We start from the raw sequence: 13276 nt of genomic DNA, 5'->3' as shown, positions 1-13276 counted from the left end.
CAACTAGGCTAATCGCCAAGTACACGTACACCCTGTACTGTGACATTAACTTCAGTAGCTACAATCCCTAACATAACACTTAAATCATTTTTCACACGTGCTTGGACGCTCTTTGAAATTTCAGAGATTTTCATACCATAACCGACAACGATGTGGACATCAACTGCAACCCCATTATCTTGTTGGCGCACAACAACACCCTTTGAAAAGTTATCTTTATTTAAAATTTGATTTACACCATCGCGCAAAGGATTTTGGCTAGCCATCCCTACGACCCCGTAGTTATCTGTGGCGGCCCCCCCGACAATCGTTGCAATTACATCGTTCTCAATTTCAATGATTCCACTTGGAGTCTGAATTTTAACTGCCATTTGTTTTGCCTCCGTTAGTATACTTTCTAACATTTTAGCACACCTAGGTTTAAATTCGCTAAGTGTAGTATTTAAAGCTCATGTATCTATTTATTAATTTAAAAGAAAAAAGCTACCAAATGGCAGCTTCATCTAATTAAACACGCTCAATTGAACCGTTCTTCAAACCAGCCTTTAAAGTACGAGCTGACAAGAACACCTTCTTAGGTGCTGATCCATTGATCTTAACCGTCACCTTTTGCAAGTTTGGCTTCCAGCTACGACGGCTTGAGTTAAGGGCGTGTGAACGTTGGTTTCCGAAACGCGTACGCTTTCCAGTAATTGCATCAACTGCCATATGATTGACCCTCCAATCTTAAGCTCTTTTTTCAGTGCTTTTATTTACTTGAATTATATTATCAAACCCTCATCTGATATGCAAGGATTTTCTGTAAAGTATTTTTACTTTACACGTTTTTTTAGTCACCTTGCTGGCCATGCAAGTCGCGACTTTGGATTACAGCAACAATTCCGGCATCAAAAGAAAAATGATTTACCGTTCCGCTAAATTCGTTTGATGACCACGAAAAAGGCACTGTTGATGACCACTCCTGTAAACGATATTTTTCATCAAGTAGCGTAAGATTTTTTACAGGTGTGAGATTCATAAAACCCAAATAATGCATTGAATCTAATCGTTTAATTGTATGTTGCCCTGGCAAAAATAACTTAAGAACGTTTACCCGGTCAACTATTTGAACTTTAGGCACTAAATCCAAAAAGCGTTCTTGCGTAAAAATCCATAAATTTGATAACAACTGATCTAGCCGTCCGCCAGTTGCTCCGTAAATTATGATTTCATCTATGCTTTTATCTTCGTTTAATAAGCTCAACAATAATTCTGTATCTGTCTCGTCTTTTTCCGGCCTTACCGCAACCCGCCGAGCTACCTGAGCATCAACTAAAGCTTTCTCAGTCGCACTCATTGAATCAAAATCACCAACTACTAGTTCAGGTACAATCCCCAGCTTTAACAAGCGTAGAGCACCTCGATCAGCTGCGACCCAAGGGCCAGCAATCTGACCAGTAGCTAATTCATCAGGCCATTCGCTAACTGGGCCACCAATTAAAACGTGCATTTTTTTCATTAGTCAGTTGTTACAGCCTTTAGTCTAGCAATTTTAGCGGCTGGGTCAACCTTGTCATAAACATATGAACCGGCAACTGCGACTGTAGCACCCGCTTGGTAAGCTAAGGCCGTTGTTTCATCGTTAGCGCCGCCATCAATTTCAATATCAAAATCATAGCCAAATTCAGCTTTAAGTTCCGCTAAACGAGCAATCTTCTTCAACGTTGCTGGCAAAAACTTTTGTCCACCAAAACCAGGATTAACAGTCATAACCAAAACTTGATCAACCATGTCCAAAACTGATTCGATTGCACTAACCGGCGTCCCTGGATTAATTACAACTTCAGCTTTTTTACCGTGTCCCTTAATCTGTTGTAGTGCACGGTGAATGTGTTGAGTAGCCTCAACATGAACCCCAATAATATCAGCACCAGCAGCTGCAAAGGTGTCAATGTAGCGTTCAGGTTGTTCAACCATCAAATGAACGTCTAAAACAAGCCCGGTCATTGGGCGCAATGCTTTAACCCAACCTGGACCGTAAGAAATTGATGGTACAAACATGCCATCCATCACATCAATGTGCAATAATTCAGCGCCAGCGGCTTCAACCAACTTCACATCACGTTCAAGGTTTAAATAATCGGCTGCTAAAATTGAAGGTGCAACTTTAATTGTCATAGTTTTACTTTACTCCCATATATCTGCATTAATGTTTTTTATCATGTTTATTATAAACCGGCCGACGACCTTCTATCAAATCATAAAATAATTTGTAATTTTCATAACGCGAAGGCATAATTTCACCAGCCTCTAGTGCTGCTTTAACCGCACAACCGGGTTCATTTAGATGAACGCAGCCACGGAAGCGACATTGCCCAGCTAAACGATTGAATTCACGAAAATGCTGTGTTAATTCATTTGCTGGCATGTCAAAAACTTCAAAAGATGAAAATCCAGGTGTATCAGCAACTAAGCCACCGAACATTGAAACCAAACCAACTTGCCGTGTTGTATGTTTACCACGACTTAAAGCTTTAGAAACTTCCCCTGTTGCCAAATCTAAGTCTGGCAGCAAATGGTTTAACAAAGTGCTTTTACCTGCACCAGTTTGGCCCATTACGACGGATAGCTTATCTTGTAAGAGCCCTTTAACTGCTTCTAAACTAGCTATATCAAAAGCTGTAGCTGGTAAAATCACCTGAAAACCAGCCGCTTGATAACCCGTAGCCACAGTCTTCATGTAATCCATCTCAGCGTCATTTAATAGATCTGTTTTGGTGAAATAAATAACTGGTTCAATTCCTTTTTCATCAAGCGCTACTAGTTGACGATCCAACAAATTACTTGACCAATCGGGCATCCGGACAGCCGTTACAACAAATGCTTGATCAACATTGGCAACTGGCGGCCGAACAAGCGCATTTTCACGCTCATCAAGTGCTAAAATATAGCCTTCTTTTTGTGTTTCTGCTGAAAAGGTCACCCAGTCACCCACCAGTGGTTTTACATCGCGCTTGCGAAAGTTTCCACGTGCTCGTGTGCGATACATAATCCCATTATCAGCAAGGACATCATAAAATCCAGCTAAAGCAAGATGAATTTGTCCGTGATATTCCGCCATATTTACTCCTATTCTACCTTAACTATTTGCTGCTGAACTTGAAGAACTTGAACTAGAACTTGAAGAACTCGAAGAACTTGAACTAGATGCTTGACTTGATGAACTAGAATTATCCTGGTTACCACTGCCGCGTGAAATCGTTACATAAAGCACCTGATTCTTGGTAATTGTCCGACCAGCTGCAATGCTCTGATTGACTACCTGACCATCTGGAACGCTATTTGAATTAGTGTCAGTGTAATTAACAACAACCCCATTTTCATTTGCCCATCCCGCAACATAGTCTTGTGATCGGTTATTGAAGTCAGGGACCGTAATCTTAGTTTCACCCGTTGAAACAGTGAAAGTAACCGTTGTATCCCCTGGTACTACCTGCTTTTCAGCTTGGATGTTTTGCGAAACAATGTAGCCAGTTGGATACTCGTCACTCGCAACTTCCTTTTTGTGAACGGTGTATCCCTTAGCTTTTAGTTGACTAGCAACTGCACTATAGCGCTCATTCACATAGTCGCCAAAGCGTTCCTTTTTAGGACCGCTTGAAATTACCAAATCAACCTTACTGCCTCGATCAACAACCTTATTTGCACCTGGGTTAGTGCGTACAACCGAATCAACCGCAACATTTGAGGCAGTCTTGGTTACCTTACCAACGGTTAAACCATCTTGTTGCAAAGTCTTTTTAGCCGCAGCCTCAGTTTGCCCATTTAAATTGGAAATTGTAACCCGCTTAGGGCTCATTGCGCCAACCGCCCAAAGCGTCCCTAGGATTACAGCAAGGGCAGCTAAACTTGCCAAAATAATCCGCCGTCGGCGCTTCTTTTTGGCCTTTGGATCAAGCTTCTTTTTTGATTTCTTTGCCTTACTGTCCGTTTTTCGCAAGGCTTCATCGTTATCTTGCTCAGCTGCTTTTACTGGGCTCTTAGTTAACTCTTGTACCTCGTGTAGTGGCAATACTTTCGTCACTGCTTCAACCAGCTCTTCACCTGGTAAAACCAAGCGACTCTCATTAAGCCGTGCTGGTGAAAGTGCCGTCCGCAAGTCATTACCCATTTCAGTCGCCGAAAGATATCTTTGCATTGGCTCTTTAGCCGTTGCCCGAATAATTACATTTTCCAAAGCTTGTGGAATCCGCGCATCAATTTCCCGCACAGAAGGTATCTGTTCTTGTGTATGCTTAACTGCCACTGCAACAGGCGTTTCGCCATCAAAAGGCACATGTCCAGCTAACATCTCATAAAGAATAATTCCTAACGCATATATATCTGAGCGAACTGTTGCTGACTTGCCCTTAATTTGCTCAGGCGACATGTAATGCACCGAACCAATTGCCGAATTAGTTTGCGTCAGGCCCAATGAAGTTTCGACCTGTGCAATACCAAAATCGGTGATTTTAACTTCGCCATCACGGGCAATCAAAACATTTTGCGGTTTTAAATCCCGATGCACGATGCCATGTTCATGTGCTTCAGCCACACCTGCCAAAATTTGTTCCATAATATCAATTACTTTTGAAAAAGAAATTGGGAACTCCTCTTGAATATAGTGTTTTAAATCCATTCCATCTACAAATTCAGAAACTAGATATTGATCATCATCTTCATCACCAAAATCATAAATTTGGACAATGTTGGGATGACTAAGTTCAGCCGTAGCGGCAATTTCATTTTCAAAGCGCTTACGGACGACGTCTTTATCTCGCAAATCAAATCGTAAAATTTTAACGGTTACATCACGTTGTAAAATTACATCAAAAGCTCGGTAGACATTAGCCATACCGCCTTCGCCGATTGGTCGGATAATTCGATAGCGATCGCCAATTAATTGATTTAATTTCATTAGATTTGGCCCTCGTTTTCCTGATAACCCAAAAGGACTGTTACATTATCAGGTCCACCACCTGCATTAACATTCTTAATTAGATTTTCAACTGCTGATTTTTGTGAATCGGCATTTTCAATTTCATTGACAATTTCCTTATCTGACAAAACTTTTGGTAACCCATCTGTTGTCAAAAGTAGTAAATCATCCACTTGCAAAGCAAATTGATAGATGTCTAAAGCCACATCTTCCCCCACCCCTAAAGAACGGGTAATGATGTGGCGACCAGGATGTTCAGCTGCTTGATCAGCTGTAATCGCTCCTTGTCTAAACAATTCGCCAGCTAGATTATGGTCTTCAGTAATTTGCCGTAACTCACGATTACGCAATAAATAAGCACGGGAATCGCCTAAGTTAGCAATGATTACTTGATCCGCTAAAATAATTGCGACAACCAATGTTGTTGCCATCCCTTTTAACGTCCTATAACGACGTCCGGCATTTAAAATCGTTGTATTTTCTTGCGCTGCCATGGCTTCTAGCCAACTACGCCCAGCGTTTGCATCAGCCACGTCAGTTAAACGCCATTCATTTCCTAGATGTAAAACTGCCATGGTTGATGCAACATCGCCACCAAACTCACCACCAACACCGTCAGCAACAATTGCCAACTGGCTACCCCTAGTATTTACGAATACATCAACATAGTCTTGATTATCAGCGCGTACCCGCCCTCGATCGGACGCATATGTGATTTTCATGTTGTTATTGGCCTCTCTGTTTTCCTACAAAATTATGCTTGCTTTTCCAAGGTCGCAATAAAGAACCCGTCTGATGCAAAGTCATCAGGGAACATATGTACCATACCACGCCCATCACTTGCATTCAAACTAAATTCTGTGTACGTTGGCACAAGTTTGAAATCTGAATGACTTGCTAAAAACTGATCAATAACATCTTCATTTTCATTTTTCAAAATCGTACAAGTACCATAAACCATCCGGCCACCAGCCTTTAACTTTGGCGCAACAGCGTCCAAAATTGCTAACTGAATCTTTTGTAAGTTCTCACTATCCGCCATACTCTTGCCATAACGAATCTCTGGCTTACGTCTTAGTAAGCCAAAACCAGAGCACGGTGCATCGACCAAAATTCGGTCAAAAGTTTCATCAGCAAATTGCTCGTCAACCTTTCGTGCATCTAACAAAACTGGCTTTACTCGGTCCGCAACCTTTAAACGTTCAGCATTGGCCTTAATCAAATCGACCTTGTGCGCATGAATATCCAAAGCCGTTGCCTGACCGCCAGCCGCTTTTGAAAGATAACGTGCAATCTGGGTCGTTTTTCCACCCGGTGCCGCTGCGGCATCTAAGACTAAATCACCCGGCTCAACTTGTAAGCTAGGAACCATCAACATTGCTGATTCATCTTGTAAAGTAACCCAACCGTCATTAAACGTTTCTGAGCTAGCGACATGACCACCATGCAGAATTAAACCTTCTGGTGTAACTTGTGATTTCTCAACGGTAAAGCCTTCGGCGACTAAACGTTCGCTTGCTAGTTCAACTGTTGTGACCGCTAAATTAACCCGGGCTGATTGCGCCGGTGCCGTGTTAATTGACTGTGCAATCGTTACGGTCTTTTCCCAACCAAGTTCATTACTCATTGTCTGGATTAGCCAAGCAGGTAATGAAGCTTCAATACTTAAACGCTCAATTGGATCAGCAATTGTTGCAAAATCGGCCAAGCCTTGTCGGTCAATCGCATGCAATACGCCGGTAACAAACTTACGAATTCCATCGTGACCGCGTCGCTTAGCTAGCTTGATTGTTTCATCAAAAATTGCATGTTTTGGGACCTTATCAAGAAAGGCTAATTGAAAGATTGCAGTATACAATAATTCGCGTACCCAAGCATCTAATAGTTTTGGTTCCTTCACAAAAGGTTTTAACCAAAATTCCAAAGTCATCCGGCGTTGGATTACACCGTAAACAATTGTGGTTAATAATTGAATATCCCGGGGCTCTAAATTAGACTCTTTAATAATTTGATTTAATTGTAAATTAGAATAAGCACCATCTTGTACACGTTCTAAAGTCCGAATTGCTAAAGCCCGGGTATTATTTAGTTCCCAAGGCGCAATCTTTTGATTAGTTCCTTTACTCATTTGAAATTACCTGTTCTCCTTCGGCAAAATTGGCATGGCCATTTAGATAGGCTGTGATGTCCATTTTAGGCTTACCAGCTGGTTGTAACTCATCAATTGCAATTACAGTTCCTTGACCGGCAGCAATATGCAAGGCGTGTTTATCCTTTAAAACGACCGTTCCTGGCGCTGCCAATGTTTTTTCAGCTAACACATGCGCCTTTTGAATTTTCGTACGCACACCATTGATTACTGTGTGGGCAATTGGGAAAGGATACAACCCGCGGATATGATTATTTATCATCATTGCTGGTTGCGTAAAGTCCAAAACTTCCTGCTCAGCTGTAATATTTGGTGAAAAAGTAACTAAGGCCGGATCTTGCTCAGTTGGAACATTCTTACCAGCAATCAATTCAGGTAGGGTTTCCAAAAGTAAATCGCGCCCAAGCAAACTTAGCTTTTCAAACATTGTTCCGGTGTTATCTTCAGCCTCAATCTTTATTTTCGCTTGTGACAAAACAGCGCCTGCATCCATTGCTTTAATCATATACATAATTGAAACACCAGTTTCGGCATCCCCATTCATTACTGCATAATGGATAGGTGCACCACCCCGATACTTAGGAAGTAATGACGCATGTACATTAATTGCAGCTATTTTAGCCGATGCTAATAGCTTACTTGGTAAGAATTGACCATAGGCAGCAGTAATTAGCAAATCAGCCTCAAGGTCGATAATTTCCGCTAACTCTTCACTACCAGAAAGTTTGCTTGGTTGATAGACTGGAATACCCGCTGCAACAGCCGCTACTTTAACTGGAGTTGGTGTTAGCACCCGCTTACGACCAACTGGCCGATCTGGTTGGGTTAATACAGCAATCACATCATAAGCTGGATCTGCAATCAAAGCTTCTAGAATAGGCACTGAAAACGCTGGTGTTCCCATAAAAATAATTCTTTTTGTCATAATGCTCCTTTGATTAAATAAAATTATTGGGATCTCGATCAATCGTTAGTATTACTTTTTGCTTTTGTAAGCGCTGTGCAGCAAGCATCAGTTCCTTTAAAGCCATCTCTAAGCCATCATCATTTTTAAATTTAATTAACATTCGATAGTAGTACTTATTTTTTAAACGGCTAACTGCCCCAGCAGCCGGTCCTAGTAAGGTTGAATCTATTGCTAATTTCTGCTTTAACCAATTTGCCGTTTGATAAGCAATCTTAGCTGCAACTGCTTGGTCTTCATGAGCAATTTTAATTTGTAATGTGTAAAAATATGGCGAATATTGCCAAGTGTGGCGTAGACGCATCTCAGTTTCATAGAATGCTTCAAAATTTTGCTGACTCGCCAACTGAATTGCATAATGCTCCGGGTTGAAGGTTTGAATAACCACTTCGCCTTGCTTGTCGGCACGACCAGCGCGGCCAGCAACCTGTGTTAATAATTGAAAGGTACGTTCTGAGGCACGAAAATCGGGCACACTTAGTGAAGTATCTGCATTCAGTACCCCAACTAAAGTAATATCCGGAAAATCTAAGCCCTTTGCAATCATTTGTGTTCCTAATAGGATATCAGCCTTCTTCTCACCAAAGTCTGTTAACATCTGGTCAACCGAACCTTTTCGCCGCGTTGTGTCTACATCCATCCGCATAATACGAGCCTGTGGAAATTCCTTATGTAAAACTTGTTCAACTTTTTGCGTGCCAGCACCATAAGGGCGAATTCGCTCAGAACCACATTGGACACACTTATTGGGAATTGGCTCACTGTAACCACAATAATGGCACTCCATCCGGCCGGTATCCGTATGCATGGTCAATGCTAAATCACAATTTTTACATTTAGGTACATATCCGCAATCGCGACACATCAAAAAATTTGCATAGCCACGACGATTGAGTAAGAGCACACTTTGTTCTGATTTTTTTAAACGATCAACTAGCTTTTCAGCCAATAAAGGTGAAAACAATTCATTCGAACCGTTTTGCAAGGCTTCGCGCATATCAACAATTGTAGCGGTTGGTAAACTGCTATTTTGCGCGCGTTTGGTTAATTTCAATAACTTATAGCGCCCTTTTTGTGCGCGTGCGCGACTTTCCAAGGAAGGCGTCGCTGAGCCCAAAACAACCGTTGCATGATGATACTCTGCCCGCCAAATTGCTACATCACGCGCATGATAACGTGGGTTTTCATCTTGCTTATAAGAACCTTCATGTTCCTCATCAATAATAATTAAACCAATATTTTCTAATGGCGCAAAAATTGCTGAACGGGCACCAACCACAACTTTGACTTCACCACGTTTAATTCGCCGCCACTCATCGTAACGCTCGCCATCTGACAAACCGCTATGCATAACTGCAACCTGCGCACCAAAACGTCCTTGTACTCGACGCACCATTTGTGGGGTTAAGGTAATCTCTGGTACTAGCATCAAAGCTGTTCTACCAATTGCCAAAGTTTCAGCAATTGCCTGTAAATAAACTTCAGTCTTTCCTGAACCTGTAATCCCCTCTAACAAAAAGGTCTCATTCTGCTTTGCAATTACAGTTTCTGTTATTGCTTGATAAGCCTGCAACTGCTCAGAATTTAATTTTAGCGCTTGGGTTGTTTCGATTGTTCCCGTTAATTTTGGTAAACGATAAACTTCAATCTTAGCTTGCTCGACCCACCCATTCTTAGCGGCCCGTGTAATTAAACCGGCATCGATACCCAATAGCTTAATTAATTCTGCTTGTGGTAGATATTCATTAGACATTGTCATTAAATAGGTCAACAAATGTGCCTGCTTATGCGCCGTTGACCGTAAGCCCTGTCTTATTTGATCATATTCACTTGCTGATAAGGCTGGTTTTATTGCCAAAACCAGCTTTTCCTTAGCTCGATTGCCTACTATATACCCGATTTGTAACTGATTCAAACGTAATGCTCGCTGTACATTAGCTAGTAACTCTACTGGCACATTCTCACTATCAAAAGTAATTGTATTACGGTCAATAAAAAGTTGTTTAACTTGTGGATCCTCAATCGCATCTATATTAAGTGCTTGTAACGTCTTAGTATACTTTGCTCGCATTACATTTGGTAACATCATCTGTAAAACACTAATCTTAAAAGCAAAATTGCGATTAGCCAACCAAGCCCCTAATGCCAAAAGCTCTGTATTCAAGACTGCGGTTGGCTCTATTAACTCCTCAATACTCTTTAAATTAGTTTCACTTGGTTCAATGCTTTGAACTTCCGTTACAAACCCTTGAACCAACCGGTTACCACGTCCAAAGGGTACCGTTACGCGCATGCCAATTTCAATTAGTTGCTCTAGGCTTTCTGGCACTAAATATGTGTAGGGCTGATTGGTTTGCATCGTCGGTACATCTACAATTACTGCTGCTTGCTTCATACTTACCTCCCCACATTAATCGTAAAAAGACGAATTACTTTAATAGTTATTTTAACAAAGCTGTCAAAAAAGGTCTGCCTCAGCTCTGTTAGTAGTAAATAAACTAGTTTTTAAATTTACTTATCACAAGAAAGGGCGAATAAAGCCAAGGTTGCACTCGGTATTATTCGCCCAGTATTTAAATAAACTATTAAAGCACCATTGAAAAATAATTATTTTTCAACAACCCTACCAGAACTAATCAAAGCCAAGTTTTTATTGCTCATTCATCAATTCTTGAACATCACGTGCAATCATCAACTCTTCATTTGTAGCAATCTTCATTACTGTGACCTTTGAATCTGGATTTGAAATAATCATTTCATCGTCACGTCGCTTGTTTACTTCAGGATCAAAGGTAATTCCCATATAAGCTAATTGCTCCAAAACTCGCTCGCGAATGATAGAAGAATTTTCACCAATACCAGCGGTAAATACCAAAGCATCTAGGCCACCCATTTCGGCTGTATATTCACCAACATAACGCACAACACGATTAACGAACATCTTCATTGCCAAAGCAGCATGTTCATTTGTAGCTTCAACATCTTGTAGGTCACGCATATCTGATGAAATTGTTGAAATTCCCAACAAACCTGACTTCTTGTTTAGAACGTTTAACATTTGCTCATTCGTCAAGCCTTCACGCTCTTGGATGTAGTAAACCAATGAAGGATCAACGTCACCTGTACGAGTAGCCATCATCAAGCCAGCCAATGGGGTGAAGCCCATTGATGTATCAAAGGAAACACCATCTTTAATGGCAGTTACAGAAGCACCTGCACCTAGGTGCAAAGTAATCATCTTTAAGTCTTTTAGATCACGACCCATTACCTCGGCACCACGATGCGCAACATAACGGTGAGAAGTTCCATGCATTCCATACTTACGTGCACCGTACTTTGTGTAGTACTCATATGGTAGTGCATAAAGGTACTTATCTCTTGTCAATGTCTGGTGGAAGGCAGTATCAAAGACTGCAACTGAAACTGCATCAGGCAATAGTTCTTGGAAAACCCGGATTCCCATAGCATTTGCTGGGTTATGTAATGGTGCATATGAAGCAAGACGTTCAATCTTCTCTAGCGCATCCTCGTCAATAATGTGTGATTTATTAAACCACTCACCACCAGCAACAACACGGTGTCCAACACCCTTAATGTCATTAAATTGCTCAATCAAATTGTGCTCTTGCAGTTGGTTAAGCAGCAAATTAATTGCTTGTTCGTGATCGTTAATGTCTTGGATCAACTCTACTTTTTCACCATTAAACTTTAAAGTGAAAATTGAATCAGTCAAACCAATCCGTTCAACTTGTCCTTTTGCAATTACTTTCTCCGCGGGCATCTCAATCAATTGAAATTTCAATGATGAAGAACCGGCATTAACTGCCATAATCATTGCCATGTTAGTTGTCTCCTCTGTGAACTTGTTCAAAATATCTATCCTATTTTAGCATAAATAACGGTCAACGGCGGTAAATATATCAATTTTATAGATGATTCTCTATTAACCAAGCATCTAATTCGGCTAAAAAGCGCTCAGTTGCCTGTTGGTCTGTGTACGAAGGAATAGCGGCCAGCAAGACTGGGCTTGCTTGTTTCACCCCTTCGCCAGCTGTTTGCAAGACTAACAAAGCCTTGGCATTGGCTTGACTGGCAAACATTTTCCCCGGGAAGCGCAAAAAGGCTTGTAGATAAACATTTTCTGTCTGCAAAAATTTTAACAATCCCTTAGCAGCCTCTGTATCAAATAAATTAGCTGGAACTAATAATAGCGCCGTACCAGCAGGTTTTAAAATTTTAACCGCTTTTTCAATTAATAAGTGTTGCACATATGACAACTTACCGCTTTGATTAGCAGTTACAAAATCATTACTTACCGCCTTAGGATAATAACCTACTGGTAGGTCTGCCATGACAACATCAAAACGCGTGTTAATTTCAGCCGCAACTGCATCATCATGTTCAAGCTGCCACGTTTGTCCCAATAGTGTTGCCAAGCCACTAGCCAATGAAATCATCGTATCATCATTCTCAAGTGCAGAATAAACGCCCTTAGGCTCATTTTCGGCTATCGTTGCTAAGAGGTTTCCAGCGCCCGCCGTTAAATCCATAATTTGCGGTGCTGTTTCATTTTTTGTGATGTGACTGACTAAATAACTAAACCACATACCAATTGCATCTGGTGTAATTTGATAATTTGCCTGTAACTGATCTTGCCGTTGCATACCAACTAATAATAATTGTAAAACCTGACGCTTTTCATCTAACTTTAAATCACTAAAAGCAGCCTTCTCTAAACTAGTTTTAATTTCTGTTAAATCGGTAGCAGCTAAATCAGCAAAAGCTTCATCAGACTGATTCAACATTAGTTCAAATAATAAAATACTTGCTTCGCTTACAGACATGTCTAATTTATCAACTAATATCTGCCTAGCTGCCTCTAAATTAATTGTTGCATTTTCAATTGCTTCGTACATAATATCTCCAAAATTTAATAGCTAAATGCGCTCAATTTCCGCCAAAACTGTCGAAACTAATCCGTTTACCGTCTAGTTGACTCGTTTTTGTATAAATATAGCCATTCCATTATAACGCAAAATGTTGCGCTTATTGTCAATCCTCCAAATCACTACCTTCCTAAAATGGTATTTCATAGTTAAAGTCAAAACTAGGCCCTTTGAAACGATATATATTTTGACCAAGATAATAAACTTCACGTTTGCCATTTTTAATCAATAGCCCGTGCTTAAGTGCCTCATTTTTTCGC

12 protein-coding genes are annotated in these 13276 nt (G+C 40.8%); all 12 read right to left on the bottom strand.

What is annotated here, in order from left to right; all coding sequences use genetic code 11:
• Positions 1-8: 8 nt before the first annotated feature.
• Positions 9-371: an Asp23/Gls24 family envelope stress response protein gene (locus TT13_RS03755; protein ID WP_027698759.1), complete on the bottom strand. Its 363-nt coding sequence runs from the start codon at positions 369-371 to the stop codon at positions 9-11.
• Between the two features lie 136 nt (positions 372-507).
• Positions 508-708 (bottom strand): 50S ribosomal protein L28, encoded by a 201-nt coding sequence (gene rpmB, locus TT13_RS03750; protein WP_027698758.1) that lies wholly within the window; start codon positions 706-708, stop codon positions 508-510.
• A 121-nt stretch (positions 709-829) separates the two neighbouring features.
• On the bottom strand, positions 830-1498 hold the full coding sequence (locus TT13_RS03745; protein WP_027698757.1) for a thiamine diphosphokinase: 669 nt from the start codon (positions 1496-1498) through the stop codon (positions 830-832).
• Positions 1498-2157: a ribulose-phosphate 3-epimerase gene (gene rpe, locus TT13_RS03740; RefSeq protein ID WP_027698756.1), complete on the bottom strand. Its 660-nt coding sequence runs from the start codon at positions 2155-2157 to the stop codon at positions 1498-1500. The genes TT13_RS03745 and rpe overlap by 1 nt, the downstream gene beginning before the upstream one ends.
• Positions 2158-2185: 28 nt before the next feature.
• The gene (gene rsgA, locus TT13_RS03735) at positions 2186-3100 is read right to left on the bottom strand and encodes a ribosome small subunit-dependent GTPase A (protein ID WP_027698755.1); all 915 of its coding nucleotides are present in this window, start codon (positions 3098-3100) and stop codon (positions 2186-2188) included.
• Positions 3101-3118: 18 nt separating this feature from the next.
• On the bottom strand, positions 3119-4936 hold the full coding sequence (gene pknB, locus TT13_RS03730; protein WP_027698754.1) for a Stk1 family PASTA domain-containing Ser/Thr kinase: 1818 nt from the start codon (positions 4934-4936) through the stop codon (positions 3119-3121).
• Positions 4936-5679 (bottom strand): Stp1/IreP family PP2C-type Ser/Thr phosphatase, encoded by a 744-nt coding sequence (locus TT13_RS03725; protein WP_027698753.1) that lies wholly within the window; start codon positions 5677-5679, stop codon positions 4936-4938. Before TT13_RS03725 ends, pknB begins: the two co-directional genes overlap by 1 nt.
• A 32-nt stretch (positions 5680-5711) precedes the next feature.
• Positions 5712-7085: a 16S rRNA (cytosine(967)-C(5))-methyltransferase RsmB gene (rsmB, locus tag TT13_RS03720; protein ID WP_045476580.1), complete on the bottom strand. Its 1374-nt coding sequence runs from the start codon at positions 7083-7085 to the stop codon at positions 5712-5714.
• Complete coding sequence (gene fmt, locus TT13_RS03715) at positions 7078-8031, bottom strand: methionyl-tRNA formyltransferase (RefSeq protein ID WP_027698751.1); 954 nt, start codon at positions 8029-8031, stop codon at positions 7078-7080. The genes rsmB and fmt overlap by 8 nt, the downstream gene beginning before the upstream one ends.
• Before the next feature lie 13 nt (positions 8032-8044).
• A complete protein-coding gene (gene priA / locus TT13_RS03710; RefSeq protein WP_027698750.1) occupies positions 8045-10465 on the bottom strand; it encodes a primosomal protein N' in 2421 nt (806 codons plus the stop codon).
• Positions 10466-10720: 255 nt separating this feature from the next.
• Positions 10721-11911, bottom strand: a complete 1191-nt coding sequence (locus tag TT13_RS03705) for an acetate/propionate family kinase (RefSeq protein ID WP_027698749.1) — start codon at positions 11909-11911, stop codon at positions 10721-10723.
• Positions 11912-11996: 85 nt separating this feature from the next.
• The gene (locus tag TT13_RS03700; RefSeq protein WP_027698748.1) at positions 11997-12986 is read right to left on the bottom strand and encodes a class I SAM-dependent methyltransferase; all 990 of its coding nucleotides are present in this window, start codon (positions 12984-12986) and stop codon (positions 11997-11999) included.
• Between the last annotated feature and the right edge of the window lie 290 nt (positions 12987-13276).

The sequence above is a fragment of the Weissella oryzae SG25 genome, from assembly GCF_000691805.2.
In the GTDB taxonomy this organism is placed as follows: domain Bacteria; phylum Bacillota; class Bacilli; order Lactobacillales; family Lactobacillaceae; genus Weissella; species Weissella oryzae.
The sequence above is the reverse complement of the archived record's forward strand: the minus strand, read 5'-3'. Positions and strand labels throughout refer to the sequence as shown.

Excerpts from the sequence above, each read along its gene's own strand:
- rsmB (WP_045476580.1), bottom strand. The coding sequence starts at position 7,085 with ATGAGTAAAGGAACTAATCAAAAGATTGCGCCTTGGGAACTAAATAAT.
- rsgA (WP_027698755.1), bottom strand. The coding sequence starts at position 3,100 with ATGGCGGAATATCACGGACAAATTCATCTTGCTTTAGCTGGATTTTAT.
- TT13_RS03700 (WP_027698748.1), bottom strand. The coding sequence starts at position 12,986 with ATGTACGAAGCAATTGAAAATGCAACAATTAATTTAGAGGCAGCTAGG.
- priA (WP_027698750.1), bottom strand. The coding sequence starts at position 10,465 with ATGAAGCAAGCAGCAGTAATTGTAGATGTACCGACGATGCAAACCAAT.
- TT13_RS03755 (WP_027698759.1), bottom strand. The coding sequence starts at position 371 with ATGGCAGTTAAAATTCAGACTCCAAGTGGAATCATTGAAATTGAGAAC.
- TT13_RS03705 (WP_027698749.1), bottom strand. The coding sequence starts at position 11,911 with ATGGCAATGATTATGGCAGTTAATGCCGGTTCTTCATCATTGAAATTT.
- TT13_RS03725 (WP_027698753.1), bottom strand. The coding sequence starts at position 5,679 with ATGAAAATCACATATGCGTCCGATCGAGGGCGGGTACGCGCTGATAAT.
- pknB (WP_027698754.1), bottom strand. The coding sequence starts at position 4,936 with ATGAAATTAAATCAATTAATTGGCGATCGCTATCGAATTATCCGACCA.
- TT13_RS03745 (WP_027698757.1), bottom strand. The coding sequence starts at position 1,498 with ATGAAAAAAATGCACGTTTTAATTGGTGGCCCAGTTAGCGAATGGCCT.
- fmt (WP_027698751.1), bottom strand. The coding sequence starts at position 8,031 with ATGACAAAAAGAATTATTTTTATGGGAACACCAGCGTTTTCAGTGCCT.
- rpe (WP_027698756.1), bottom strand. The coding sequence starts at position 2,157 with ATGACAATTAAAGTTGCACCTTCAATTTTAGCAGCCGATTATTTAAAC.
- rpmB (WP_027698758.1), bottom strand. The coding sequence starts at position 708 with ATGGCAGTTGATGCAATTACTGGAAAGCGTACGCGTTTCGGAAACCAA.